Below are 24,619 nucleotides of genomic sequence, written 5' to 3'. Positions count from 1 at the left end.
CATGCGCCTTATGATGTCGGGCGGGATCGCCAGCCTGATCCTTGCCTATATGCTCAGCCAGTTCTATCGCGCCTTTCTGGCCGTGCTGACGCCGGTTCTGCATCAGGAACTGGGCGCGGGACCGGACGATCTGGCCATCAGCTCTGGCCTGTGGTTCGTGGCCTTTGCCGCCATGCAGCTGCCGATCGGCTGGGCGCTGGATAGGTTCGGGCCGCGCCATACCGTGTCGCTGCTGCTGGCCATCGGCGGCGCGGGCGGGGCGGCGATCTTTGCCATGGCGCAGGCGCCTTGGCATATCCATGTCGCCATGGCGCTGCTGGGCATCGGCTGCGCGCCGGTGATGATCGGCAGTTTCTTCATCTTTGCCCGCACCCTGCCCCCCGGCATGATGAGCGCGGCGGGCGGCACCGTGGTCGGCCTTGGGTCACTGGGCAATATCCTTGGCGCCTCGCCCCTGGTCTGGGTGGTGGGACAGCTTGGCTGGCGCATGACGCTGACCGGGCTGTCGCTGGTGACGCTGGCGGTGGCGCTGCTGATCCTTGCCGTGGTCAAGAACCCCGCCCTGCCCGAGGGCAACCACCCCAAACCCTCGCTGGCCGAACTGTGGAAGGTGCGCGAGCTGCGGTTCATCCTGCCGCTGCTGGCCATCACCTATGCCGGGTCGGCCTGTATCCGGGGGCTGTGGGCCGGGCCATATCTGTCGCAGGTCTTTGGTGCCAGCGATCAGCTGATCGGCTGGGTGACACTGGGCATGGGCCTTGCCATGGTCAGCGCCAACCTGCTGGCGGGGCGCGCGGTGCGGTTCTTCGGGTCGGACCGGCGCACCTCGATTGCCAATAACACGCTGCTTTGCGCGGTGCTTGCGACGCTGTGGCTGGCACCGGGGCTGAGCCTTGGGTTGTCGGCGGTGCTGCTGGTGATGATCTGCATTTCGGACAGTTCCTATTCGCTGATGATGTCGCATGGCCGCGCCTTCCTGCCGCCGCATCTGGTCGGGCGGGGCATTACGCTGCTGAACATGACCTCGATCGCGGGGGTGGGGGTGATGCAGTTCATCTCGCGCCCGGTCTATCAGATGGCATCGGCGCGCCATGCCCCGGCGGGGGCCTATAGCTATATCTTCCTGCTGTTTCTGGTGCCGCTGCTGATCGGTCTGGTGCTTTATCTGTTCAGTCCCGAGGACCGCCATGTCTGAGATCGAGGTCGTTGCCCCGAACCTGAAGCGCCGCCTGTCGGGCGTCACCGCGACCGTGGTGCGCCTGATCCCGGTGCAGGCGCGCATGATCGGCATCGTGGCGACCGGGCCGGGATTGCCGCCCGAACTGCCGCATATCCCGCTGTCGCGCGCGGCCAGCCTGCCCCGCGACCGTTGGCGCGTCTGGCACGCGCGCCGTAATACGGAAATGGCGCTGGGGCTGATCCTGCGCCACGTGCTGCGGCGGCGGTATCGGCTGCTGTTCACCTCGGCCGCGCAGCGCAGGCATACCGGCTTCACGCGTTGGCTGGTGCGCCGTCAGGACGCGCTGATCGCGACATCGCCGCAGGCGGCCAGCTATCTGGAACGCCCGGCGACCGTCATTCTGCATGGCGTCGATCTGGACGTGTTCCACCCCGCGCCCGACCGTGCGGCCCTGCGCGACCGGCTGGGCTTCGCGCCCGAGGATATCGTCATCGGCTGCTTTGGCCGGGTGCGCGCGCAGAAAGGCGTCGATCTGCTGGTGCAGGCCGCGCTGCGGCTGTTTCCGGACCGCCCCCGCGCGCGGCTGATCTTTTCGGGACGGGTCACGCCGGATAATCAGGCCTTTACCGACGATCTGAAGGCCCGGATCGCCGCCGCAGGGCTTTCGGACCGCATCCGCTTTCTGGGCGAGGTGCCGTGGGAACAGGTGGTGCAGAACTATCAGGCGCTGGACCTGTTCGCCGCCCCCGCCCGGTGGGAGGGCTTCGGCCTGACCCCGCTGGAGGCTGCCGCCTGCGGCGTGCCGACCGTTGCCGCCCGCGTCGGAGCCTATGAGGCGCTGATCCGCGACGGCGAAACCGGCAGTCTGGTCGCGCGCGAGGATGTCGATGCCTTGACCACGGCGCTGGCGCATTGGCTGGATGACGACGCGGCACGGACCGCCGCAGGTCAGGCCGCCCGCGCCCATGTCGCGACACACCACGCCATCGAGGCCGAGGCCCGCGCCATCGTCGGGGTCTATCGAAAGCTGCTGGCGTGACGCGGCTGGGGTTCCTGATCGCCCGGACCCTGCGCGATGAAGCTGCGCTGGGGCGGCTTTCGGTCGCTCAATCCGCGCTTCTGGACGATCTTGCGGATAAACAGGTGGCGCTGGTCGGCAATGCCCGCGCGCTGGCCCAGACCGACCACGGCGCGCAGATCGACGCCGCCGATCTGGTGATCCGCATCAACCGTGCGCCCATGCCCGCGCCGCGCAGCCATGGCACGCGCACCGACTGGCTGGCGCTGGCGACCCGGCTTGACGATGCCGACCGCGCCCGTATCGCGCCGGGCCGGATGCTGTGGATGTCGCATAAACGCAAGCGGCTGGACTGGCAGACGGCGACAAGCCCCGGCTTCTATCTGCATCCGCTGGCGGATTATCAGGCGCTGAAAGCCCGGCTTGGCGCGCAGCCGACAACCGGAGCCATGCTGATCGACCTGATCCTGCGATCCCGCGCGCGGCGTCTGGACCTGTTCGGCTTTGACTTCTTCGCCTCGCTGTCGCTGTCGGGCCGCAGGACGGCTGAGCAGGTGCCGCATGATTTCGGCAGCGAATCCGCCTGGGTCGCCGCGATGGAATCGTCAGATCGCCGAATTGTTCGTCATTAAGTCGGAATTTCGCCGTATCACCTGACAAATCGCCGGAATCTTGCTTTCCCTTTCCCGCAGAAACCCCCTATATCGCGGGCGTCTTTATGATGAGGAGACCCCCAGATGGGCTACAAGGTCGTTGTCGCCGGCGCCACGGGGAACGTGGGCCGCGAAATGCTGAACATTCTGGCCGAGCGCCAGTTCCCTGCCGATGAGGTTGTTGCTCTGGCTTCGCGCCGGAGCATTGGCACTGAGGTCAGCTTTGGCGACAAGACTTTGAAGTGCAAGGACATCGAGGGCTTCGACTTCACCGGCTATGATATTGCGCTGTTCGCCATCGGCTCGGACGCGACCAAGACCTTTGCGCCCATCGCGGCGTCGCAGGGCTGCGTCGTGATCGATAACAGCTCGCTCTATCGCTATGACCCGGAGATTCCGCTGGTCGTCCCCGAGGTGAACCCGGACGCGGTCGAGGATTACCGCAACAAGATGATCATCGCCAACCCCAACTGCTCGACCGCGCAGATGGTGGTGGCGCTGAAGCCGCTGCATGACCGCGCCCGGATCAAGCGCGTCGTCGTCTCGACCTATCAGTCGGTGTCGGGCGCCGGCAAGGACGGCATGGATGAGCTGTGGAACCAGACCAAGGGCATGTATGTCCCCGGTCAGGAGGTCGAGCCCAAGAAATTCCAGAAGCAGATCGCCTTCAACGTCATCCCGCAGATCGACGTGTTCCTTGATAGTGGCGACACCAAGGAAGAATGGAAGATGACGGCCGAGACGAAGAAGATCATCGACCCGTCCATCAAGGTCACCGCGACCTGCGTCCGCGTGCCGGTCTTTGTCGGCCATTCCGAAGCCGTCAACGTCGAGTTCGAGGATTTTCTGGACGAAGACGAGGCCCGCGACATCCTGCGCGAGGCCCCGGGCATCCTTGTCATCGACAAGCGCGAACCCGGTGGCTATTCGACGCCGGTGGAATGCGTCGGCGATTTCGCCACCTTCGTGTCGCGCATCCGTCAGGACGTGACGACCGAAAACGGCCTGAACATGTGGATCGTGTCGGACAACCTGCGCAAGGGCGCAGCCCTGAACGCGGTGCAGATCGCCGAACTGCTGGGCAATCGCTGCCTGAAAAAGGGCTGATCCCGCCCTCTGCAATGCGCGCATGATGACGCCCCCTCGCGGGCGTCATTTTTCGTTGCGTTGTATTTTTCGTTGCGCTCTCTGCGGGTGCTGCATTTTTCATTGCGCTGCCTGCGGGCGCGGATGCGGATGATCCGACGCTGTGTCATCCCGGCGTGAAAACGCAGGCCCCGCCATTCGGCCCGCGCATGATGACACCCTTGCTACGAGGGGCATTCTCATTTGCCGGGTGGGCATTCATCAGCCCGTCGATCAGCGAGGGTGCGTATGGTCAGCAGTTTCGTTATCCATGCTCAAAAACGCCGATCCCGCCATTGTGGCCTGCGAATGACGGCGCTCTTGCGGCGGGCGTCGTTTTCATACGCCGGGTGGGCAGTCGTGAACCCGCCCATCAGCGCGGCTGCTGATTGTCCGCCGCTTAGTCCCTGTCCAAAAACGCCGGTCCTGCCATTGCAGCCTGAGAATGATGGCGCCCTTGCGGGCGTCGTTTTCATCTGCCGGGGCGGTCATCAGCCCGTCGACCGGCGCGGCTGCGGATGGTCCGCAGCCTTGCAATCCCCGCCCGATAGTGCACCCTGCTGTGGGGGCCGCGCCTGCTGCCGCCTTATCCGCATTTTCCAATGCAGAATCTGCTCAGCCGGTCGCCAGTCCGTCGGCAAGTGCGTCCTGCAGCTGGTCCACCGACTCGGCCAGACGTTCGTCGACGATGTGCAGATATTGCGTCCAGTCATCCAGATGCGCCAGTTCGGCAGCGCCGTCCGAGATGCCGCGCAAACCGACCAGCGGCAGGCCGAATTTCTGGCAGGCGCGCAGGATGGCATAGGTCTCCATATCGACCATCTCGGCGTCGATGGCGTCATAGCCCGCGCCGCTGACGATGCTGGCCCCGGTCGCCAGACTGGCGGCGGCAAGGCCGGGGATCTGCGTCAGACGGGACTTGATCGGCAGATCCAGCAGCGGCGTCTGCCCCTTTGGAAAACCAAGGGCCGAGGCATCCATGTCGCGATATTCCACCGTGCTGACCTGATAGACCTGCGCCTGTTCCAGAAGCCGCGACCCGGCCGAGCCAAGCGACACCACCAGATCCGGCAGCCGCCCTGCCGCTTGCAGCCCGGCAAGGGCCGCCGTCAGCACGACGGCCGCCTCGACCGGGCCGATCCCGGTCATCAGGGGGGCGATGCGCTGGCGCAGCTGGGGGCCGTATTCGGCATCGACCGCCATGACGAACAGCACGCCCCGCCCTGCGATCCGCGCAATCTGCGGCAATTCCTGCATGTGATCTTCCTGCGTTTGGTCCAATGCGCGCAGCGAACCCGAAGCACGCGCCATGCGCAAGCCGCTAGCCTGTCAGCGCCTTGCTGTTCGTGGCCCCGCTGGGCGTGACAGCGGGCAACCGCGCGGCATCCGAGGACCCTGCAGGCACGGGTGACTGGAAGCTCAGCAACACGCGGCCCCCCGACAGGGCGCGCAGCCGCCATGACAGCAAGCCCCCCTGCGGTCCCGCCATGGCGCCACGCAGCGCGTCCTCGGGCAAGGGCAGATGCAGCGCGTCGCGCAGATTGGCCAGCCCCGGGCTTTCGCCCGAACAATCCACCCAGCGCGCCACATGGTCATCCAGCGTCGCGCGGCTGGAACTGCCCCACAGCAAGCCGTATTGCCGGTTCGAGACCAGAAGTTCGCCATTCGCGGCAAAGACCGCAACCGCATCCTCAAGCGCGTCCAGCATCTCGGCGCTCAGCGAGAGATCGGCGCGGAATTTGCGGGTCAGCGAGATTTCCGAGGTGATGTCTTCAAACAGGAACGCCACCGCGCCATCGGGATGCGGACGCCCGGTGACGCGATAGGTCTGCCCACCGGGCAGCGACCACATCTCGACGTGATGCCCCGATGACGCCGCCGCCTCAAGCGAGTTCATCTGGTTGCGCCAGCTGCGATAATCCTTGGGCTCCGGGACCATGCGCGCTTCGCGCAGCCGGTCCAGAAAGGCGTAAAGCGTCGGGCGGGCGGTCAGAAAGCCGGTGGCAAGGCCGGTCAGGTCGATCAATGCGGGGTTGAACAGTTGCAGGTTCCGGTCGCGGTCAAAGATCGCAAGCCCGATCGGCAGATCGGCAAAGGTCTTGGTCAGGGTCTGGACGAATTCGCGCAGGCTGCGCTCGGCCCGCACGGCGGCATCGGCGGGCAGCGCGATGGCCACGATCTGTTCGGCCACCTCATGCGTGTGGCAATCATACCAGCGGCTTTGCCCGTCATGCTGGATCTGCACCCGGCGCGAGCCTGTCAGCGTGTTGCCCGGTGCGGGACGGGCGGCAAGGTCGATCAGTTGCGGCAAGGGCCAGACCGTCTGGCCGTCCGACACCGCATCCGTCAGATGCAGATAGGCCGAGTTTGCCCATGTCACCTGCCCCAGCGCATCCTGACGCCATGCCAGCATCGGCGAATGGTCCATGGTCGACCGCAGGATCTCAAGCTCGTTCTCCATCGCGCCCAGCGACAGCGAATCGACCACGATGCCCGCGTTTTCGGCCGAGGGATCGGCCAGCGTCACGCGCAAAAGACCATCCCCAAGATCCTCGGCCAAAAGCCGAAGCCGCGCGCCGCTTTCATCGCCCGAGGTCAGCTCCAGCCGCGCACCGGCCTGAATGTCCAGAAGTGCCGCCCCCGCATCCGGCAGCCGCATCGCCAGCCAGCCCGCCAGCCGCTGCCAGTCGCCATCGCCGGGCAGGGCATGCAGCAAGGTGCGGGCGGGGCCGGTGGCATCGACAAGCTGGCGGCCACGGAACAGGAAAACGATCGGCTCAAGCGTCCGGTCCAGGGGGGCGCGGCCGGCTTCCGATCTACGCCGGTCGACCAGCCGCAGGCCGATGATGGCCAGCACCACCGCGACCAAGGACGCCAGAAAGGCCGTCAGAAACTGTCCCACCATTATCGCCTGCCTGAAACTTTCTTAAAAACTCACCTAAAACAAGAAATGATAACATTTGGTTAACACAAGCCTTCAAGCGGTGATTTCGGGATTTTTGCCCAATGCGCCGCGTTCGTTCGCCTCGATCATCTGGCGCGGCCAGATCACGCTGACCTGCGCACCGCGCTGGCGATTGCCGAATTTCATCCGCGCGCCCGACCGTTCCAGCAGCGCCTTGGCGATGAACAGCCCCAGCCCCAGACCTTCATAGCTGCGGCCATCCTCGGCCCGGGGTCGCGTGGTCAGGAAGGGATCGCCGATCTTGGGCAGCAGCGCCGCAGGAAAGCCCGGGCCGTCATCGGCGACGCGCAGGCGGATTTCGCGCTTGTCGAAGCTGGCTTCGATCAGCACCTCTTCGGCGGCGAAATCGACGGCGTTCTGGATCAGGTTGCGAAAGCCGTGGATCAGCGCGGCGTCGCGCTGGATGCTGGGCGCGCCGGGCGGCATCTCGACACGGATGCGGATGCCGCGATTGCGATGCGGCAGCGCCGCTTCCTCGACCACCTGACCCAGCGGGGCCGAGCGGATCAGCAGATCGTCGCGGCCCGCGCTGCCCATGGATTTCAGGATATTGCCGCAGCGTTCGGCGGATTGGCGCAGCAGCGCCAGATCCTCGGCCAGATCCTTGCGGTCGGGCAGCGTCGTCGCGACCTCGGAGGCCAGTTCCGAGCTGACCAGCTTGATCGTGGCCAATGGCGTGCCCAATTCATGCGCCGCCGCCGCGACGACGCCGCCCAGATGTTGCAGCTTCTGTTCCCGCTCCAACGCCATCCGCGCCGCGAACAGCGCATCCGAGGTCGCCGTGATCTCGGCCGCGACGGTGCGGGCATAGAAGGCGAAAAACAGCGCGCCGATGATGATGGCGAACCAGCTTCCGACCAGGACCGGCTCATTCAGCGTGGCGATCGGACCCGCGGAAAACGTCAGTGGTCGCGCGAAATAGGCCGCCATCGAGACCATGATGAAGGTCGCAGCCCCCAATGCCGCCAGTTGCCGGTCCGGCAAGGCGGTCGCCGCCACCGTCACCGGCGCCAGAAGCAGCAGCGCGAACGGGTTGGTCAGCCCGCCGGTCAGCGACAGAAGCGCCGCGATCTGCGCCAGATCGAAGCCAAGCTGCCACGCGGATTCGATGGCCGAGATGCGGCGCGCGGGCGACAGCATCAGCACCACGTTCAGCACCACGGCCAGGCCGATCACCAAGACAATCGGGCCAAGCCGCAGATGCGCGCCGATCATCAGCGCGGCGGCCACGGCGGCGGATTGCCCGGCAATGGCCACCCAGCGCAACAGGATCAGGGTGCGCAGCCGGATCGGCTCGGGGCCCGGCTGGCCGGGCAACAGATCGAAACGACGCGAGACGAAGCCGATGAACATCCGGGTGCTCCGCTTTTCTGGATCGGTGAGGGCATTGATACGGCGCGCAGGCCGCCCGGATCAATGCGGCATCACGTCGCCTGCCGGGCGGTATCCGGGCATCTTTGCCCCCTTGCGACGCAGAAATTTGACCAAAGCCCGGAATAGGCTTAGAGGTCAGGCGCTAATCTTGCGGGTGAATGACATGACTGACATCCCGATTATCGGACCCGATCCCAGCCTTTTGCTGGTCGATGACGACGACATCTTTCTGAACCGTCTGGCACGCGCCATGGAAAAGCGCGGCTTTCAGGTCTCGCGCGCGGCGACCGTGGCCGAGGCACGCGATATCGTGGCGGCCAAACCTCCGGCTTTTGCGGTGGTCGATCTGCGGCTGGAAGACGGCAACGGTCTGGATGTGGTCGACGCCCTGCGCGAAGCGCGCGAGGATGCCCGCATCATCGTGCTGACCGGATATGGCGCCATCGCCACCGCCGTCGCTGCGGTGAAAATGGGGGCCTCGGATTATCTGTCGAAACCCGCCGATGCCGATGAGGTCACGCGCGCCCTGCTTTCAAATGCCGAAAGCCTGCCGCCGCCGCCGGATACGCCCATGTCCGCTGATCGCGTGCGCTGGGAACATATTCAGCGCGTCTATGAACAATGCGAACGCAATGTCAGCGAAACCGCCCGGCGTCTGCATATGCATCGCCGGACGCTTCAGCGGATATTGGCTAAACGCAGCCCGCGTTGAAACAAATCTCTGTGCTGGCAGTTGCAAATGACCCGCCGATCAAAATAGTGTCGGCGGCAAGGCAATTAGAATAATAGCCGGGGGAATAAGGACATCATGGATATCGATCTGGAAAAAATGTCGCTGCGCGATCTGCGCGATTTGCGCAATAAGATCGAAAAGGCGATCTCGACCTATGAAGGCCGCCGCAAGCGCGAGGCACTGGTCGCCGTCGAAAGCGCCGCGCGTGAATTCGGCTTCAGTCTGGCCGAATTGGCCACCGCCAAACCGGGCCGCAGCAAGGTCGCGGCGAAATACGTCAATCCGGAAGATCCCGACGCCACATGGACTGGCCGTGGCCGCAAGCCGCGCTGGGTGCAAGAGGCGCTGGATTCCGGAAAGACGCTGGAACAGCTTGAGATCTGAGATTTGAAACTTCGCCCTTGGGCGAAGTTTTCGCATTCAGCCCCGGTCGATTTGCAAAAGCAATTCCTCGAACCGTGCCAGATAGGCGGTCCGGGTTTCGACCGGGGGCCGCAGCAGGATTACCAGCCCCGGCAACAATTCAGGCCGGGGCACGGGAAACAGCCTGTCAGCCTCGGCCTGAGAAAATCCGGCAATCTGAACCGCTTCCAGCCAAGCCGAAATCCGGTCAGCGCGTTTGATGGCGGCCTTGATCTGTTTTGGCAATTCGGCGGGCAATCCGAAACGCTGGTGAATGGCGGCGGAAAGCCGGGCATCCATTTGCCCGTATTCGCTGCCCAAAGCCGCCTTTACCGGAGAGATCATATCCCCGATGACATATTCCGGGGCATCGTGCAAAAGCGCGGCCAGATGCCATTTCGGCGGGCAATCGGGCTGGGTGCGGCGGTAAATTTCCTCGACCAGCAGCGAATGCTCGGCCACGGAATAGGCCCAGTCGCCATGCGTCTGGCCATTCCAGCGCGCCACGAAGGACAGGCCGTGCGCGATGTCGCTGATCTCGATATCGATGGGCGTGGGGTCCAGAAGATCCAGCCTTCGCCCCGAAAGCATCCGTTGCCACGCGCGTCGTGCTGCTTTTGCCATATGTCACTTATGCCCGATGCAAGGCCGGTCGCAACGAAAAGCCGGGACCGGCGCATGAAAAAGCCCGCGCCGGGAAGCGCGGGCCGGAAGGATCGGTCCGGATCAGGACAGCGGCTGGTCGCTGGGACGCTCGGCCTGCGCACGGCGCGAGATTTCCTGACGATACAGCGCCACGAAATCCACCGGGTCCATGTTGAAGGGCGGAAAGCCCCCGTCCCGCGTCATGTCCGAGATGATGCGGCGCACGAACGGGAACATCATGCGCGGGCATTCGATCATCAGGAAGGGATGCAGCTGATCCTCGGGCACGCCCTCGATGTGGAAGATGCCGCCGTAATCCAGCTCGCACAGGAAGATCGGCGATTTGTCCTTGGAATTGACGGACTGCACGCGGAACTTGCTGATGACCTCATACTGGTTGTCGACCTGACGCTTGCGGGCATCAAGGCTGACCTGCACGCCGATTTCCGGCTGCACATCGCCCGAGGGCAGGCCCTTTTGCGCCACCGCGTTTTCAAAGGACAGATCGCGGATATACTGGGTCAGGATCTGCAACCGCACGGCCGGCTGCGCGGAGTTCGGCTGGGCCGGGGTGCCGTTGGTGGTCTCGTCGCTCATCAAGCTCTCCCTTGGGGGGTTCATGGCGTTCTAGCACCCCTGCGCAAAGGCCTCAATGCCGGGTCCAGCCGGAATTTCCCGGCTTCTGCGCCTGATCGGTCAGCCCTTCGCGGATCGGGGCGGGCGTGTCGTCCTGCACGGAATATTCGCCGTCGATCACCCCGTCACCGCGGCGGCGGCCATAGCCGGGCGGCACATCGGACATGAAATCCCCCTCGCGCCCGCGATACGCCGCGCCCGCCACGCGCACCCGCTTGCCCATCTGGCGCAGCACCAGATCACGCAGCGGCGGGATCAGCAGCAACAGGCCAAGCGCGCTGGTGAACAGGCCCGGCACCACCATCAGCCCGCCCGCAAGCATGATCAGCGCACCATGCGCCATGGGGCGCGTGGGGTCGCGGAATTCCTGCATTGCCCGCTGCATGTCCAGCATGGCCAGCGCGCCCTGCCGGCGCATGACGGCGACGCCCAGAACGGCCGACAGCAGAACCAGAAGGATCGTCGGCAGCACACCGATCACCCCACCCACCTGGATGAACAGCGCGATCTCGATGATCGGCAGAAGGACGAATGGCAGCAGCAGCCACATGGAAACCTCTCATTCCTTGCATTCTACGGGCGCGAAACTGGACTTGCACGGCCCTGCACCCTACATAGGTATGCGATGCCCCGTTAGTAAGCTTCGTAAGGTCCTGATGTCGAACCCCATGCTGCAACTTCTTGTTCTTGCCGCGATCGCAATCTTCCTGATCCTGCGCTTGCGTGGGGTTCTTGGCACGCGCGACGGCTTCGAAGCCCCGCGCACCCCCGAAGAGCCGCAGGCACAGCGCCGCTTCGACGTGATCGACGGCACCGCCGATCAGGTGGACAATGACATCAACGACCATGCCGAACCGGGCAGCGTCAGCGCCAAGGCCCTGACCGCGATGAAAGAGGTCGAGCCCGGCTTTGCCGTCGGCCCCTTCCTTGGCGGCGCGAAATCCGCCTATGAGATGATCCTGATGGCGTTCGAGCGGGGCGATCTGTCCGAAGTGCGCGGCTTTCTGGCCCCGCCCGTGGCCGAGGCCTTTGAAAGCGTCATCGCCGACCGCAAGTCTCGCGGCCTCGTGACCGAGGCGCAGTTCCTTGGCACCCGCGAAACCGCGCTGGCCGTCGCAGAGTTCAACCCCACGACCAGGCTGGCGGAACTCTCGGTGCGCTTTGTCGGTGAAATGATCGTGGCCACCCGCGATGCAGATGGCAATGTCGTGGATGGCGACCCGAAATCGGCCCGCAAACAGCGCGACACATGGACCTTTGCCCGTCAGATGGGGTCGGACGACCCGAACTGGCAACTGGTCGCCACCGCCTGACATGGGACGGCGCCGGGGCCTTTCGGCCGATGAAAAGGCCCTATGGTCCCGCATCGCGGCAACGGCAGTGCCCATGCATCCGGGCCGAAAACCCGATCCCGCGCCGTCACTTGACCCAAAGCCCAAGCCCGCGCCCCGCATCCCCGATCCGGCAGCCACCCCGCTGCCGGATTTCCGCATCGGGGCCAAGGCGCTGAACACCACCTCGCGCATCGACCTGTCGCCGCATCCCGGCCAGTCCCTGCGCGATGCGCCGGTCCGCATGGACCACAAGACCCACCGCAGGATGAGCCAGGGCAAGCTGGCCCCCGACGCGCGGCTGGACCTGCATGGCATGACGCTGAACATCGCGCAGCCGGTGCTGATCCGCTTTGTCGCAGGCGCCCATGCGCAGGGTCACAGGCTGGTGCTGGTCATCACCGGCAAGGGCAAGGCGGGCGATGAATTCGCGCCGCTGCCGGTGCGGCCCGGCGCCCTGCGCCACAACGTGCCGCATTGGCTGCAGATGCCGCCCTTGAACCGCATGGTGCTGCAGGTCAGACCCGCCCACCGACGCCATGGCGGCGAGGGTGCCTATTACGTCTATCTGCGGAAATGAAAACGGGCGGCCATTGCGGCCGCCCCTGATCTTTCAGCGCATGTTCGCCTTGGGACCGGCAAACCACCAGATGATCAACCCGACCACCGGCAGGATGGCGACAAGAAGGATCCAGATGATCTTCGTCGAAGTCGCCACATTGGTATTGATGATCGAGGCGATGGCCCAGACATCAAGCGCAAAGATGATGGCGCTGAGGATATATCCCATGAACAAGTCCCTAAGCTACTGCTACCCATGAACGATAGCAGCAGCTTAGGGTTCCATCAAAGAACGTAACGCGACAGATCCGTGGATCTTGCCAGATCGCCCAGATATTTTTCCACAAACGCCTCATCGACCGTGACCGTCTCACCCGAACGGTCGGGCGCGCTGAAGGACAGCTCCTCGAAGACCCGCTCGATGACGGTGTAAAGCCGCCGCGCACCGATATTCTCGACCGAGCCATTGACCTCGGCAGCGATGCGGGCCAGCGCCCGGATGCCGGTCTCGGTGAAGGTGACGACGACGCCCTCGGTCTGCATCAAGGCGGTGTATTGCCGGGTCAGGGCATTGTCCGTCTCGGTCAGGATGCGGATGAAATCCTCCTCGGTCAGCGCGCGCAGCTCGACCCGGATCGGCAGACGACCCTGCAATTCGGGCAGCAGATCGCTGGGCTTGGCGATATGGAACGCACCGCTGGCGATAAACAGGATGTGATCGGTCTTCACCGGGCCATATTTCGTCGACACCGTGGTGCCCTCGATCAGCGGCAGCAGATCACGCTGCACCCCCTCGCGCGAGATGTCGCCACCCCGCGCATCGGTCCGCGCAGCCACCTTGTCGATCTCGTCGATGAAGACGATGCCGTTTTCCTGTACGCTTTCCAGGGCCGCCGCCTTCACCACCTCGTCGTCCAGCAGCTTGTCGGCCTCTTCGGCGATCAACAGCTCATAGCTTTCCGCGACAGTCACCTTGCGCCGGACGCGCCGCCCGCCAAAGGCCTTCATCAGCCCCGACAGATCCATGCCGCCCATCGCGCCGGGCTGGCCGGGCACTTCCATCATGCCAAAGGGGCTGGAATTGTCCTGCACCTCCAAGTCGATCACCGTGTCGTCCAACTCGCCCCGCTTCAGCTTGTCGCGAAACATCTGCTGGGTCTGCTCACGGGCATTGTCGCCGGCAAGGGCGGCCACGACGCGATCCTCGGCCTGCTTATGGGCGCGGGCCTTGACCTCCTCGCGCATCCGCTCGCGCGTCTCGATGATCGCAGCATCGGCCAGATCGCGGATGATCTGCTCGACATCGCGGCCGACATAACCGACTTCGGTGAACTTCGTCGCCTCGACCTTCAGGAAAGGCGCGCGGGCCAGCTTGGCCAGACGGCGGCTGATCTCGGTCTTGCCGACGCCGGTCGGCCCGATCATCAGGATATTCTTGGGATAGACCTCATCGCGCAGATCATCGCCCAGCTGCCGCCGCCGCCAGCGGTTGCGCAGCGCCACGGCCACGGCGCGCTTGGCGTCCTTCTGGCCGATGATAAAGCGATCCAGCTCGGACACGATCTCGCGCGGCGTCAAATCACTCATGCTCAGAACCTTTCTTCTTGCCGGGAAACCGTTTCCTTGTTTCCCAAATACCCTTGGGGGAGTCCGCAGGACGGGGGCAAAGCCCCCTTAACCCAGAACCTCGACCGTCAGGTTTCCATTGGTATAGACACAGATATCGGCAGCGATCGCCATGGCCTGACGGGCCACGCCCTCGGCATCCAGATCCGCCGACATCAACCCCCGCGCCGCAGCCAGCGCGTAATTCCCGCCCGAGCCGATGGCCGCCACGTCATGTTCCGGCTCCAGCACGTCGCCCGCGCCGGTCACCACGAAAATATCCTTGCCGTCGGTGACGATCAGCATGGCCTCAAGGTTGCGCAGGTATTTGTCCATGCGCCAGTCCTTGGCCAGATCGACACAGGCCCGCGCCAATTGGCCCGGCGCCGATTCCAGCTTCCGCTCCAGCCGTTCCAGCAGGGTAAAGGCATCGGCGGTCGATCCGGCAAAGCCCACCACCACATCGCTGCCGCCGGGCGACAGGCGGCGCACCTTGCGCGCCGTGCCCTTCATCACCGTCTGGCCAACGCTGACCTGACCGTCGCCTGCGACGACCACCTTGCCCGCGCGCCGCACGGCCAGAATGGTCGTGCCGTGCCAGCCGGGAAATTTCTCATCGGACATGCTGCCCTCCGCTTCTGTCTTGAGGGGTCAGATATGGCTGGCACAGGGGTTTCGCAACCCGGCTTGCCCGGCTAGCCTGCTGGCATGTCGAATGCTCCCACCCTGCGCGTCTATCTGGAAGGCAGTATGCTGCGCACGGCGCGCGACGGCAGCTTTCCCTTCATGGCCGTGCTGCAAGCCGCCGTGCAGGCGCAGGGCTGGCGGGTCGAGTGGCTCCAGACCGGCCCCGCCGCCCGCGCAGACGCCCCGCAGCGGGACGGCTATGCGCTGTTTCATGCCGAGGCCCCGACCCATGACCGCGCGCTGACCTTCCGCCGCGCCTATCACTATCCCTTCTGGCAGATCCAGACGCAGCCGCAGCGCTGGCGCTTCGACGTGGCGCGCAGCAGCTTCGACCCTGACCAGATCGACGCAGAAAACGCCCGCGCCTTCGCCGCACGGCTGCGCGCCCGCGTATTGCCGGGGCCGCCTCCGCGCCACGACAAAGCCGTCCTGATCCCGCTGCAAGGCCATATCCGCCGCTGCCGGTCCTTCCAGACCGCAAGCCCGGTCAAGATGGTTGAGCAGGTCGCGGCGCTTGGCCGGCCGACAGTCGCGACGCTGCATCCGAATGAGGTTTATGATGCGCAGGATCTGGCCGCACTGCAGAGCATCGCCGAACGCTATCCGAACCTGCGGATCGGCGGCGACACCATGGCGCTGCTGCGCGACTGCGCCTTCGTCGTCACCCAAAACAGCGCCGTCGCCTTCGACGGCTTCCTGCTGGGCAAGCCTGCGGTGCTGTTTGCGCAGATCGACTTTCACCACATCGCGCTGAACATCGCCGATCTGGGGGAAAAAGCCTTGCAGATGGCCGACACCCATCGCCCGGATTTCGACCGCTACCTGTTCTGGTTTTTGCAGGAAAAGGCGATCAACGCCACATTGCCCGATGCGGGCACGCGCATCCTGTCAGCGATGCGCCGGGGCGGCTGGCCGCTCTGACCGGCCGCCCCAATAACGTCAGATCTCGGAATCGATCCATGCCTTCAGCGCGGCCTTGGGCGCGGCGCCGATCTTGTTGGACACGACCTCGCCATCCTTAAACAGGAACAGCGCCGGGATGCCGCGCACGCCAAGGGCGGCCGGGCTTTCGGGATTTTCGTCCACGTTGACTTTGACGATCTTCACCTTGTCGCCATATTCGGCGGCCAGTTCTTCCAAAGCCGGACCGATCTGGCGGCAGGGACCGCACCATTCGGCCCAGAAATCGACCACGACGGGGGTGGCGGACTGGCGGACTTCGGCGTCGAACTGGGCGTCAGTAACGGGTTGGGTTGCCATAAGGGAAACTCCTGCGATGCGCCGGGACAAGTAAAACCGGCAGGATTGTCATGAAACAGCTAGGCACGAGGCCCGGTGGGGTCAAGACCCGCCATCGTGTCATCCATCAGCGCGGCGGGCAAAGGCATCAGGCTGCGGGTTGCGGTCCACAGGATCGCGGCCTCTATCCTGTGGCCGGGAAAGATCTGCGCAAGGGCCGCGCGATAGGCGGCCATCTGCCGCAGCACGCCCAAGGGCGTGGCCTGCGGGGCATCGGGCACGTCGCGGTTCGACTTGTAATCGACGGCCAGGACGCGGTCGCCCTGAATGACCAGCCGGTCGATCTTGCCCCACAGCATCCCCACACCGGGAATGGGCGCGGTCAGGGCAATTTCCTGCATCACCTGCGCGCCGTCTGGCAGATCAAAGACCTCGGCCAGCGCCGGAGCGGTCAGGATCTGGCGCGCCTCGTCCAGCAGGCCCGCCAGTGCCGCGGCCTCGGGCAGGCCACCTTCGGCCCCCGACAGAACGTCGCGGGCGATATCCGGCCACTGGTCCGGGTCGCGGCCCGGCAGATGCTCCATCAGCAGATGCAGCCGAGTGCCGAACAGCATGGCGGCCTGCGCATCGCCCTCGCCCGCACCGGCCATGACCTTGGCGCCGCCCAGCCCCGTCGCTGCCACCGGACGGCGCTTTTCCGGCGCGGGCGGCGGCGGATGGTGGATCCAGTCGGGCATGTCGACCGCCTTGGGTTTCATGACCAAAGCCTGCGGCGCATCGGCTGGCCAGTCGCCGAAATCCAGCCGCCGGATCTCGCCTCCCCCGCTTGCGGGCAGGCGGGTTTCGACCAGATCGCTGCGGCCAAAGCCCGCCTCGACCATGCCGTGCCAGCTGTCGGGGTCCGTTTCGCCCGCCGCGGCCACGATCAGCCAGCTTTCCGCGCGCGTCAGCCCGACATAAAGCAGCCGCTTGCGTTCCTGCAACTGGCGCTGGGTCTGATAGGCGGCCAGATCCTCGACCAGATCGGGGCGTTCGCCCTTGCGCCCGCGCCACAGCGCCACGCCGTCGGGGCCGGCCAGCACCGCGCCTTCGCGGGGCGGGCGGCGCTTGGCGGCGTCGGGCATGATGACGATGGGGCTTTCCAGACCCTTCGAGCCATGCACCGTCATGACGCGGATCAGCCCCTCGCCCTCATCCGTGGCCGTGCCGGGCTGGCGGCGCACCTCGACATCATCGCCCGCCAGCCAGACCAGAAAGCCGGTCAGGCTGGGGGTTTCGCCCGATTCATAGCTGAGCGCCTGCGACAGCAATTCGTCGATGCCATCCACCGCTTCCGGCCCCAGCCGCGCCAGCAGGTTTTCGCGGCCGTTATGGCGGATCAGCAGCCGCTGGATCAGGTCATAGGGACGCATGAAGCCGGTCTGGCCCATCAGATCGGACAGCAGTTCGACCGCGTGGCGATAGCCGGATTCCCGCAGCCGCCGCCACAGATATTCTCCGGTCCGCCCCGAGGCCAGACGGTAAAGCTGCGCCTCGGTCAGCCCGAACAGCGGCGAGCGCAGGGCTGCGGCCAGCGACAGATCGTCCTCGGGCGTGGCCAGCACCGACAGGACGGCGCGGATGTCGCGCACGGCCAGTTCGCCCGCCAGCTTCAGACGGTCGGCCCCGGCGACAGGCAGATTGTCCGCCTTCAGCGCCGCGATGATTTCCGCAAACAGGTCCGAGCGGCGCTGCACGAGGATCAGCACATCCCCCGCCCGCACCCGCCGCACCGCCCCGCGCTTGGCGTCGAATATCGGCGTGCCCAGCATGTCGCGGATGCCGCGCGCAATGGCGCGGGCCAGCTGCGTGGTTTCCGAATTTTCCGCAGGCTGGTCGATCGGATCGGTCCAGTCGCCGGGTTCGGGCTTGTCGGGCTTGGGCACCACCGGCCACAGATCGACGCGCCCCGGCATCGTGGTGCGAAAGGCGCGGTGCTGCGGCGGATCGCCCAGACCCTGTGCCGCGTCGCCTGCAAAGACCTGATCGACCAGAGACAGGATCGCGGTCGAGGACCGGAAGCTGTGGCGCAGTTCCAGCACCTGCATCGGGTTCTGCACCGCATCGAAGGCGGCGGCAAAGCCCGCGCGGCGTTCCTCGAAAACGGCGATATCGGCGCCCTGAAAGGAATAGATCGACTGTTTCGGATCGCCCACCACGAACAGGCTGCGCCCGCCCCGCGCGCCATCCCCCGAGGTGAATTCATCCGTCAGCCGCTGGATCACCTGCCATTGCGCCGGGCTGGTATCCTGCGCCTCGTCGACGAGGATATGGTCGATGCCGCCATCCAGCCGGAACAGCACCCATTGCGCCATGCTGTTTTCCGACAAAAGCCGCGCGGTGCGGTCGATCAGATCGTCGAAATCCAGAAAGCCGCCCGCCGATTTCTGCGCGCGGTAAAGGCCAAGGAACGCATGGCCGAACCGATGCAGCGCCAGGGTGCGGTCGGCATGGGCCAGCGCGATGCGGCGCGGGCGGGCGCTTTCCACGGCGGCCATCAGCGCCGCCAGATCCTCCAGCATCTCGGCGCAGGGGCCGGTGCGCAGGGCCTTGGCCGGGAAGCTGTCATATTTGGCGGTGAAGGGGTCTTTCGCCCCCGCGCCGGTCAGCAACACGCCTTCAAGGATCGCCAGCTCCGCCACGCCGGGGGCGGTCCAGTTGCCTGTCGCCAGCTTCGCCGCCGCCTTCTGATCGTTCGTGCCGCTTTTCAGCAGATGCGGGATCATCGCCGGGATCACCGCCAGACCTTCGGCAAAGGTCCGCGCCAGCAGATCCGGCAGTGTTTCGCCCGGATGCAGCCCGCAGATCGCCAGAACGGCGTCCCGGTCTGCCGGGGCATCGAACCCCCGCAGACCGGCAAGGAACGCGTCAAGGTTTTCGCCCGAATGCAGCGTCAGCAGGTCTTGCAGGGCCGGGTGATCGTCCCTGGCCATATCCTCGATGATCTGCGCGCGGATCAGGGCGGCGCGGCGGTCGTCCAGTTCGGTAAAGCCATGCGGCACGCCCGCCTCGATGGGAAAGCGGCGCAGGACACCGGCGCAGAAGCTGTGGATGGTCTGGACCTTCAGCCCGCCCGGCGCCTCGATCGCGCGGGCAAACAGCCGCCGCGCGGCGGGCAGATCGGGCGCGGAGCCTTCGCCCAGACGCGCCAGTTCGTCGCGCAGATCGGGTTCGGGCAGCATCGCCCATTTGCCCAGCCGTTGCAGCAGCCGGTTCTGCATCTCGGTCGCCGCCGCCTTGGTATAGGTCAGGCACAGGATCTTTTCCGGCGCGGTTCCGGCCAAAAGCAGCCGCGCCACGCGATCGGTCAGCACCCGCGTCTTGCCCGAGCCCGCATTGGCCGTCAGCCATGTCGAGCGCACCGGATCGGCGGCCCGGACCTGTGCCAGTGTCGCCTCATCCATCTTCGGGGAACCTTTCGGGGGTGGCGGGTTCGGTCGTATCCCATTCGCCATGCCGCGACAGGTGGTCGTAATCGCTGGCATGATCGCTGCGCTCCATCGCCAGCCGGGCGGTAAAGCCGCGCTCGCCCAGCAGATAGCGGCGGATCAGGTCGACGAAGCCTGCCCATGTCTCTTGCGCGTAACCGGGGCCGAAATCGCGCGCCTCGGTTTTTCCTTCGCCGCCCAGCTGGATATAGCTGATGCCCGCCACGGGGACCGGGCCGATGCGGCCGAACGCACCCTGTTCGACCATCGCGGCCTCCAGCGGCAACTGCTTGTCGAAATGGGCGATCTGCTTGTCGGTCGGAGGCTTGCCGGACTTGTAGTCATAGACCTGCACCCGCCCGTCGCCCAGCAGGTCCAGCCGGTCGGGCTTGGCGGTCAGGGCGAACTGAAAGCCGGGGACCGGCAGCTTGCCGCGTTCCTCGACCACCACGGGACGGCCTTGGGTCAGGCGCGCGGCCTCGTCCGTCATCAGCCGGTCTGCGACCGCTGCGATGCGTGCGCGCCAGAACAGCCGGGCCGAGGGCCATGGCACATCGCGCGCCAGCACCGCGTCGGTGATCGCCAGCAGCCGCGCCTGCATCGCCTGCGGCGTTTCCGGGTCGTTGGGCAGGGTGGTCAGGAACTGGTCCATGATGTCATGCAGCGCATTGCCCCGGTCGGCGGCATCGGGTTCGGGCCGCAGCGGGTCCAGCGCATTCAGGCCCAGCACGCGGCGGGCATAGACGGCATAGGGGTCGCGGATCAGCGTTCTGACCTCGGTCACCGACATCTGCGCCAGCGCGGGCGAGGGCGGAATGGGCGAGGGGCGGCGCGCCGGGGCCAGCGCGTGACGCGGCCTGGCTTGCGCTGCGGCCAGATCCAGCCAGACCTGCCCGCGCGCCCGCATCTGGGCCAGCGCCTGTCTGCCGTTCTGATCGGGCAGGCCGCCCAGCAGGTTCACCAGCCGGTTCAGCCAGCGCGAGGGGATGGTTTCGGCATCGGCATCGCGATGCGCGCGCGACAGGATCACCTGCCCGGCCCCCACCGCCTGCTGAAAGTCATGCGCGGCCAGCCCCACCTGCCGTTCGGGCAGAGTCAGACCGGCGGCACTGCGCATGGGCCGCGACAGCCATGGATCGGGCGGCAGCGCCTGCGGCCATCCGCCTTCGTTCAAACCGGCAAGGATGACAAGACCGGCCGCCGCACCCACGGCCTCGGTCCGGGCCTCGCGCGGGCCACGGAACCGCACCAGCGCGTGCGAGGCCACATCCTGCCGCACCGCGCCGCCCTGCAATTGCGTATACAGCAGGTCGCGGAACTCGCCCGCGCGCAGGTCATGTCCCAAGGACGCATGGCTTTGCAGATGATCCAGCGTGGCGCGGGCCTGATCGCCCGAGGCCTTGGCCCACAGCTCGGACGCCTCGGCATCGCCCGTCGGACCCGCCGCCAGATCCTGCGCCAGCGCGCGCAGATCGGCCAGACGCGCCGCCAGCGGGCGCGGGCCCTTATCCGCCGCCAAGGGCACGATGCGGTCCAGCAGCCCGGCCAGCCAAAGGCCCCATGGCTTGCTGTGTTCGTCGCCACGGCTGGCCCAGTCGCGCAGCGCATCGCCATCCGGGAAGGCCGGGCCGCGCTTGCGCAGCCGCAATTCCAGATCGCGGGTGTGGCGGTTGTGCTGGCGGCGGTATTCCGCGCCCAGTCCGGTCGCGGTCACCGGATGTTTCAGCAGCACCAGCAGGCCGTCTATCATCAGCTCGGCGCCGTACAGATCCGCGACATGGCGCAGAAACAGCCCCGGCGCGGTCAGCGGCAGGGGCTGCCCCGCCGAGTCGTCGGGAATGATGGTCCAGCGGTCCAGCGCCGATTGCACCCGCCGCGTCAGCATCCGGTCGGCGGCGATCAGGGTGACGGGCTGGCTGCGCTGCACCGCCTCGCGGATGACAAGGGCGATGGCCTCGGCTTCCTCGCCGGGCTGTTCGGCCTCAAGCAGGGTCAGGTGCTGGGTGGCGGGGATCAGATCGCCCAGATGCGGGCCTTCGTCGATCCATTGATCGGTGACCGGCGCGGGCCGCAGCGCCAGCGAGATCAGGCGGTTCCTTGCCGGATCGGGCGCGGTGCCATGCACCCATTCGGGCAGCGGGCCGAAATCGCGCACAAAGGGCGCGTGGCGGGCCTGCGGGTGATCCTCGGTCGTCTCAAGCCCCTGCCAGACGGCGGCGGGCAGATCGGGATCATAGCCCGGCAGCACCACCGCCCCCAGCGGCAGGCGCGCCACCGCCTGCATGAAATCGCGCGTCGCCCCATGCGAGCCGGTCGAGCCCGCAACGATCACCGGATCCTGCGGCAAGCCCTCGCCCCGCGCCCATGCGGCGGCCAGCCGTTCGGCCTCGGCCCGCTGGCGGGCTTCGCGGTCCTGCGGCGGGTCGGTCAGGTAATATCCGGCGGCGATTTTCAGGAATGCCAGCGCGCGGCCCCAATGCTGGGCGTGATCGCCCGCGTCGATGCGCTCCAGCGCGGCGGCGTCCAGCCCTTCAAGCTGCATCTCGGCCATCAGCCCGGCCAGCGAGGTCGCCAGTTCCGGCACCGATTGCCCCTGCGCCAGATCCGGCTGCGCGCGCAGCGCGGCGTCGATCAGGCGGCCCAGTTCCAGCCGCCGCGCCAAGGGTGCCGTCGCGCCGCCGCCGCCCAGATCGGCCAGCAGCCGCAATTGCGGCAGGAGCAGCGGGCCGCGCCAGATCAGCGCATCGCGCAGCGCCAGCAGGGATTGGCCGGAATTGGCAAAGACCGTCACCCGCGCCATGTCCTGCGGCGGGCGGTGGCGCATCCGGGCAATCAGGCCGTCGGCAAAGGCGCCGGGGAAATCGGCGCCGCAGGGCAGGGCAAAGACGCCATTGCGCCAGTCCTCAGCCATTCAGCAGCCTTTCGGCCAGGGGGATGCAGTCGGGGCGGCCCACATCGCACCATTGGCCGGGATGCAGGATGCCGAAGGCGCGGCCATCCGCGATCATCAGATCCCACAGCCGGTTCAGGGAAAACGCATCCTCGGCAATCCGGTCCAGCCGGTCGGGCCGGATGATCTGCGCCCCGCCATAGACCAGACCGCCCTTGCGGATCAGGCGGCCCGAGGGATCAAGGCTGAAATCCCCGCCGCCCTGCCGCCCATGCGTCTGCGCCAAAGGCACCAGCATCAGCAACGCGTCCATGTCGTCGCGCCATGCCGAGATCAGCGCCGCGACGGGATTGGCCCCGGTCCAGACCACATCCGGGTTCATCGTGATGACCGGCCCCGGCCCCAGCAAAGGCAGCGCCTTGCGCAGCCCCCCTCCGGTTTCCAGCAGCGCATCGCCTTCATCCGAGATCGCGACCCCCGACCCCGCCAGATGCATCACGATCTGTCCGCCAAGGTGATGCGTGTTCACCACCACGCGCCCGACGCCCGCGCTGCGGCCCAGATCCAGCGCGCGGTCCAGCAGCGTCTGACCGCCGACCCGGATCAAGGGCTTCGGCGTCACGTCGGTCAGCGGCGCCATGCGCGTGCCCTTGCCTGCCGCAAAGATCATCAGGGGCAGGCGGGCGGTCATGCGGATGCGATCCTTTCGATGATCTGCGGCGTGGGGGCGGGCACACCCTCAAGCGCCGCGGCCAGCGGGGCCAGCGCCGGATGCGCGATGTCGCGCTGGATCAGGGCCCAGACGCGCGGCATGAAGGCCAGATAGCGGCGTTTGCCCTCAAGCCGGGCCAGACGGGTGAAAATGCCCATGATGCGCAGATTGCGCTGCGCGCCCAGCAGCGCATAGGCGGCACGGAAGCGGTCGGCATCGACCCCGGTCGCGGCGATATAGCGGTCAATCTGTGCGGCCTCGATCTCTGGGTCCACATCGCGCCGGGCGTCTTGCAGCCCCGAGACCAGATCATAGGCCGGATGCACCGCAACCGCGTCCTGAAAGTCCAGAATGCCCAGGGGCCGGTCGCCGCGCCAGATCAGGTTCTCGGCGTGAAAATCGCGCAGGCCAAGCACCGGGGGCATGTCTTCGGCCAGTTCGCGATGCAGCGCACGGATCGCATCGGCGACGCCCGCGCCCTTGCCGCGCGCACCGGCAGCGACGGGATAGTAATCGGCAAACAGCCCGGCCTGCCGCGCCAGTTCCGCCCCGTTCAGCCGCAGCACGAAATCGGGTGCGGCGTGGCCGTGCAGTTCGATCAGCAGATCGGTCATGCGGTCATAGATGCGCGGGGCAAGTCCGGGCTGGTCCTCAAGCACGCGGGCGATCAGATCGTCACCCAGATCCTCCAGCAGCAGCAGGCCCTCGACCTGATCGGTGGCCAGAATCTGCGGCGCATGCAGGTCGCGGCCGCGCAGCCATTGCGTCATCGCGACATAGGGGCCGGTCGTGCCCGGCGCCGCATCCATCAGCACCGCGCTGCGCTGGCCGTCCAGAAGCCGGAAATAGCGCCGGGACGAGGCATCGCCCGCCAGCGGCACGACACGGGCATCGGCCCAGCCGGCGCGGTGGATCAGCCGCGCAATGGCGGGCAGGCGGGTCATCAGGCCCCAATGCGGCTCGGATCCGGACAGGGTGATGCGGCGCAGGTCGGGGAAGTCCGGCACGTTCTCAAGGCGGACGGTCAGCGGATCGGGCAGATCCCCGCCGTGATCGGGCCATTCGATCAGCACGATGCTGTCGGTCATGGCCTGATCCAGCCCCAGTTCGGCCATCTCATCGGGGTGGGTCAGGCGATACAGGTCGGCGTGCCAGATCTCGGTTCCGGCGGGATCGGCATAGGTCTGGACCAGCGTGAAGGTCGGGCTGGGCACGTCCTCGGCCAGATCGCCCTGCCGGGCGCGGATGAAGGCGCGGGCGAAATGCGTCTTGCCCGCGCCGACCGGGCCTTCCAGCGCGACCACATCGCCGGGTTTCAGAACAGCCGCCATCACCCGCGCAAGGCAGGCGGTCAGATCGGCATCGGCGGGATCAAGGGCGGCAAGCAGGGTCATGG

The 24,619-nt window shown here is 66.4% G+C and carries 23 protein-coding genes; 9 read left to right on the top strand and 14 right to left on the bottom strand.

All coding sequences use genetic code 11. The annotated features are described in order from the left end of the window. Position 1 precedes the first annotated feature (1 nt). The 4 genes from GL284_RS13325 to GL284_RS13310 all read left to right on the top strand — a co-directional run bounded on the left by GL284_RS13325 (position 2) and on the right by GL284_RS13310 (position 3,958). A complete protein-coding gene (locus GL284_RS13325) occupies positions 2–1,195 on the top strand; it encodes an MFS transporter (protein WP_155045129.1) in 1,194 nt (397 codons plus the stop codon). After that, complete coding sequence (locus GL284_RS13320) at positions 1,188–2,219, top strand: glycosyltransferase family 4 protein (protein ID WP_155045128.1); 1,032 nt, start codon at positions 1,188–1,190, stop codon at positions 2,217–2,219. The genes GL284_RS13325 and GL284_RS13320 overlap by 8 nt, the downstream gene beginning before the upstream one ends. Further along, a complete protein-coding gene (locus GL284_RS13315; protein ID WP_341870374.1) occupies positions 2,216–2,830 on the top strand; it encodes a glycosyltransferase family 29 protein in 615 nt (204 codons plus the stop codon). Before GL284_RS13320 ends, GL284_RS13315 begins: the two co-directional genes overlap by 4 nt. A 105-nt stretch (positions 2,831–2,935) precedes the next feature. Then, entirely contained in the window at positions 2,936–3,958 is a 1,023-nt protein-coding gene (locus tag GL284_RS13310; protein ID WP_155045127.1) for an aspartate-semialdehyde dehydrogenase, read from the top strand. Between the two features lie 633 nt (positions 3,959–4,591). Here GL284_RS13310 and GL284_RS13305 read toward each other — a convergent pair. The 3 genes from GL284_RS13305 to GL284_RS13295 form a co-directional block, all read right to left on the bottom strand. Further along, the gene (locus tag GL284_RS13305) at positions 4,592–5,233 is read right to left on the bottom strand and encodes a 5'-methylthioadenosine/S-adenosylhomocysteine nucleosidase (RefSeq protein ID WP_155045126.1); all 642 of its coding nucleotides are present in this window, start codon (positions 5,231–5,233) and stop codon (positions 4,592–4,594) included. A 64-nt stretch (positions 5,234–5,297) separates the two neighbouring features. Then, positions 5,298–6,881: a PAS-domain containing protein gene (locus GL284_RS13300; protein WP_155045125.1), complete on the bottom strand. Its 1,584-nt coding sequence runs from the start codon at positions 6,879–6,881 to the stop codon at positions 5,298–5,300. A gap of 72 nt (positions 6,882–6,953) precedes the next feature. Next, positions 6,954–8,294, bottom strand: a complete 1,341-nt coding sequence (locus GL284_RS13295; RefSeq protein ID WP_155045124.1) for an ActS/PrrB/RegB family redox-sensitive histidine kinase — start codon at positions 8,292–8,294, stop codon at positions 6,954–6,956. A gap of 184 nt (positions 8,295–8,478) precedes the next feature. Here GL284_RS13295 and GL284_RS13290 point away from each other — a divergent pair, with 184 nt between their 5' ends. Together GL284_RS13290 and GL284_RS13285 are read left to right on the top strand one after the other, a co-directional pair. After that, positions 8,479–9,027 (top strand): ActR/PrrA/RegA family redox response regulator transcription factor, encoded by a 549-nt coding sequence (locus GL284_RS13290; RefSeq protein ID WP_155045123.1) that lies wholly within the window; start codon positions 8,479–8,481, stop codon positions 9,025–9,027. 96 nt (positions 9,028–9,123) lie between these two features. Next, positions 9,124–9,432 carry an H-NS histone family protein gene (locus GL284_RS13285; RefSeq protein ID WP_155045122.1) on the top strand — a complete coding sequence of 103 codons (309 nt, stop codon included), beginning with the start codon at positions 9,124–9,126 and terminating at the stop codon, positions 9,430–9,432. A gap of 36 nt (positions 9,433–9,468) precedes the next feature. Here GL284_RS13285 and GL284_RS13280 read toward each other — a convergent pair whose 3' ends face one another. From GL284_RS13280 to GL284_RS13270, 3 genes are all read right to left on the bottom strand, one after another. After that, the gene (locus GL284_RS13280) at positions 9,469–10,074 is read right to left on the bottom strand and encodes a YfbR-like 5'-deoxynucleotidase (RefSeq protein WP_155045121.1); all 606 of its coding nucleotides are present in this window, start codon (positions 10,072–10,074) and stop codon (positions 9,469–9,471) included. Between the two features lie 102 nt (positions 10,075–10,176). Next, positions 10,177–10,692 (bottom strand): protein-export chaperone SecB, encoded by a 516-nt coding sequence (secB, locus tag GL284_RS13275; RefSeq protein WP_155045120.1) that lies wholly within the window; start codon positions 10,690–10,692, stop codon positions 10,177–10,179. A 52-nt stretch (positions 10,693–10,744) separates the two neighbouring features. After that, positions 10,745–11,281, bottom strand: coding sequence for an FxsA family protein (locus GL284_RS13270; RefSeq protein WP_155045119.1), 537 nt, complete (start codon positions 11,279–11,281; stop codon positions 10,745–10,747). A 106-nt stretch (positions 11,282–11,387) separates the two neighbouring features. Here GL284_RS13270 and GL284_RS13265 point away from each other — a divergent pair, with 106 nt between their 5' ends. Together GL284_RS13265 and GL284_RS13260 are read left to right on the top strand one after the other, a co-directional pair. Next, entirely contained in the window at positions 11,388–12,044 is a 657-nt protein-coding gene (locus GL284_RS13265; protein ID WP_155045118.1) for a Tim44/TimA family putative adaptor protein, read from the top strand. Position 12,045: 1 nt separating this feature from the next. Beyond that, positions 12,046–12,642: a Smr/MutS family protein gene (locus GL284_RS13260; protein WP_155045117.1), complete on the top strand. Its 597-nt coding sequence runs from the start codon at positions 12,046–12,048 to the stop codon at positions 12,640–12,642. 33 nt (positions 12,643–12,675) lie between these two features. Here GL284_RS13260 and GL284_RS13255 read toward each other — a convergent pair whose 3' ends face one another. The 3 genes from GL284_RS13255 to hslV form a co-directional block, all read right to left on the bottom strand. After that, on the bottom strand, positions 12,676–12,852 hold the full coding sequence (locus GL284_RS13255) for a PLD nuclease N-terminal domain-containing protein (protein ID WP_155045116.1): 177 nt from the start codon (positions 12,850–12,852) through the stop codon (positions 12,676–12,678). A 56-nt stretch (positions 12,853–12,908) separates the two neighbouring features. Next, positions 12,909–14,210, bottom strand: coding sequence for an ATP-dependent protease ATPase subunit HslU (hslU, locus tag GL284_RS13250; protein WP_155045115.1), 1,302 nt, complete (start codon positions 14,208–14,210; stop codon positions 12,909–12,911). Positions 14,211–14,297: 87 nt separating this feature from the next. Continuing rightward, positions 14,298–14,852, bottom strand: a complete 555-nt coding sequence (gene hslV / locus GL284_RS13245; protein ID WP_155045114.1) for an ATP-dependent protease subunit HslV — start codon at positions 14,850–14,852, stop codon at positions 14,298–14,300. A gap of 84 nt (positions 14,853–14,936) precedes the next feature. Here hslV and GL284_RS13240 point away from each other — a divergent pair, with 84 nt between their 5' ends. After that, positions 14,937–15,836, top strand: a complete 900-nt coding sequence (locus GL284_RS13240; protein WP_155045113.1) for a hypothetical protein — start codon at positions 14,937–14,939, stop codon at positions 15,834–15,836. Positions 15,837–15,854: 18 nt separating this feature from the next. Here the strand turns inward: GL284_RS13240 and trxA are convergent, their stop codons facing one another. The 5 genes from trxA to tsaE are packed head-to-tail and all read right to left on the bottom strand — an operon-like array spanning position 15,855 to position 24,617. Then, the gene (gene trxA, locus GL284_RS13235) at positions 15,855–16,175 is read right to left on the bottom strand and encodes a thioredoxin (RefSeq protein WP_155045112.1); all 321 of its coding nucleotides are present in this window, start codon (positions 16,173–16,175) and stop codon (positions 15,855–15,857) included. 59 nt (positions 16,176–16,234) lie between these two features. After that, positions 16,235–19,597, bottom strand: a complete 3,363-nt coding sequence (gene addA / locus GL284_RS13230; protein WP_155045111.1) for a double-strand break repair helicase AddA — start codon at positions 19,595–19,597, stop codon at positions 16,235–16,237. Beyond that, positions 19,590–22,532 (bottom strand): double-strand break repair protein AddB, encoded by a 2,943-nt coding sequence (gene addB, locus GL284_RS13225; protein WP_155045110.1) that lies wholly within the window; start codon positions 22,530–22,532, stop codon positions 19,590–19,592. Before addB ends, addA begins: the two co-directional genes overlap by 8 nt. Next, the gene (locus GL284_RS13220; RefSeq protein WP_155045109.1) at positions 22,525–23,202 is read right to left on the bottom strand and encodes a nucleotidyltransferase family protein; all 678 of its coding nucleotides are present in this window, start codon (positions 23,200–23,202) and stop codon (positions 22,525–22,527) included. The genes addB and GL284_RS13220 overlap by 8 nt, the downstream gene beginning before the upstream one ends. Continuing rightward, positions 23,199–24,617 (bottom strand): tRNA (adenosine(37)-N6)-threonylcarbamoyltransferase complex ATPase subunit type 1 TsaE, encoded by a 1,419-nt coding sequence (gene tsaE / locus GL284_RS13215; protein WP_155045108.1) that lies wholly within the window; start codon positions 24,615–24,617, stop codon positions 23,199–23,201. The genes GL284_RS13220 and tsaE overlap by 4 nt, the downstream gene beginning before the upstream one ends. Between the last annotated feature and the right edge of the window lie 2 nt (positions 24,618–24,619).

This window comes from Paracoccus shanxieyensis (genome assembly GCF_009711265.1).
Classification (GTDB): domain Bacteria; phylum Pseudomonadota; class Alphaproteobacteria; order Rhodobacterales; family Rhodobacteraceae; genus Paracoccus; species Paracoccus shanxieyensis.
Note: the sequence above shows the minus strand (reverse complement) of the source record. Positions and strands in the feature narration are given on the sequence as shown.

Coding starts and splice junctions, on each gene's coding strand:
- tsaE (WP_155045108.1), bottom strand. CDS start 24,617: ATGACCCTGCTTGCCGCCCTTGATCCCGCCGATGCCGATCTGACCGCC.
- GL284_RS13255 (WP_155045116.1), bottom strand. CDS start 12,852: ATGGGATATATCCTCAGCGCCATCATCTTTGCGCTTGATGTCTGGGCC.
- GL284_RS13270 (WP_155045119.1), bottom strand. CDS start 11,281: ATGTGGCTGCTGCTGCCATTCGTCCTTCTGCCGATCATCGAGATCGCG.
- GL284_RS13300 (WP_155045125.1), bottom strand. CDS start 6,881: ATGGTGGGACAGTTTCTGACGGCCTTTCTGGCGTCCTTGGTCGCGGTG.
- hslU (WP_155045115.1), bottom strand. CDS start 14,210: ATGAGTGATTTGACGCCGCGCGAGATCGTGTCCGAGCTGGATCGCTTT.
- GL284_RS13310 (WP_155045127.1), top strand. CDS start 2,936: ATGGGCTACAAGGTCGTTGTCGCCGGCGCCACGGGGAACGTGGGCCGC.
- secB (WP_155045120.1), bottom strand. CDS start 10,692: ATGAGCGACGAGACCACCAACGGCACCCCGGCCCAGCCGAACTCCGCG.
- GL284_RS13260 (WP_155045117.1), top strand. CDS start 12,046: ATGGGACGGCGCCGGGGCCTTTCGGCCGATGAAAAGGCCCTATGGTCC.
- addB (WP_155045110.1), bottom strand. CDS start 22,532: ATGGCTGAGGACTGGCGCAATGGCGTCTTTGCCCTGCCCTGCGGCGCC.
- GL284_RS13305 (WP_155045126.1), bottom strand. CDS start 5,233: ATGCAGGAATTGCCGCAGATTGCGCGGATCGCAGGGCGGGGCGTGCTG.
- GL284_RS13220 (WP_155045109.1), bottom strand. CDS start 23,202: ATGACCGCCCGCCTGCCCCTGATGATCTTTGCGGCAGGCAAGGGCACG.
- GL284_RS13290 (WP_155045123.1), top strand. CDS start 8,479: ATGACTGACATCCCGATTATCGGACCCGATCCCAGCCTTTTGCTGGTC.
- GL284_RS13285 (WP_155045122.1), top strand. CDS start 9,124: ATGGATATCGATCTGGAAAAAATGTCGCTGCGCGATCTGCGCGATTTG.
- GL284_RS13295 (WP_155045124.1), bottom strand. CDS start 8,294: ATGTTCATCGGCTTCGTCTCGCGTCGTTTCGATCTGTTGCCCGGCCAG.
- GL284_RS13265 (WP_155045118.1), top strand. CDS start 11,388: ATGTCGAACCCCATGCTGCAACTTCTTGTTCTTGCCGCGATCGCAATC.
- addA (WP_155045111.1), bottom strand. CDS start 19,597: ATGGATGAGGCGACACTGGCACAGGTCCGGGCCGCCGATCCGGTGCGC.
- GL284_RS13325 (WP_155045129.1), top strand. CDS start 2: ATGCGCCTTATGATGTCGGGCGGGATCGCCAGCCTGATCCTTGCCTAT.
- hslV (WP_155045114.1), bottom strand. CDS start 14,852: ATGTCCGATGAGAAATTTCCCGGCTGGCACGGCACGACCATTCTGGCC.
- GL284_RS13320 (WP_155045128.1), top strand. CDS start 1,188: ATGTCTGAGATCGAGGTCGTTGCCCCGAACCTGAAGCGCCGCCTGTCG.
- GL284_RS13240 (WP_155045113.1), top strand. CDS start 14,937: ATGTCGAATGCTCCCACCCTGCGCGTCTATCTGGAAGGCAGTATGCTG.
- GL284_RS13280 (WP_155045121.1), bottom strand. CDS start 10,074: ATGGCAAAAGCAGCACGACGCGCGTGGCAACGGATGCTTTCGGGGCGA.
- trxA (WP_155045112.1), bottom strand. CDS start 16,175: ATGGCAACCCAACCCGTTACTGACGCCCAGTTCGACGCCGAAGTCCGC.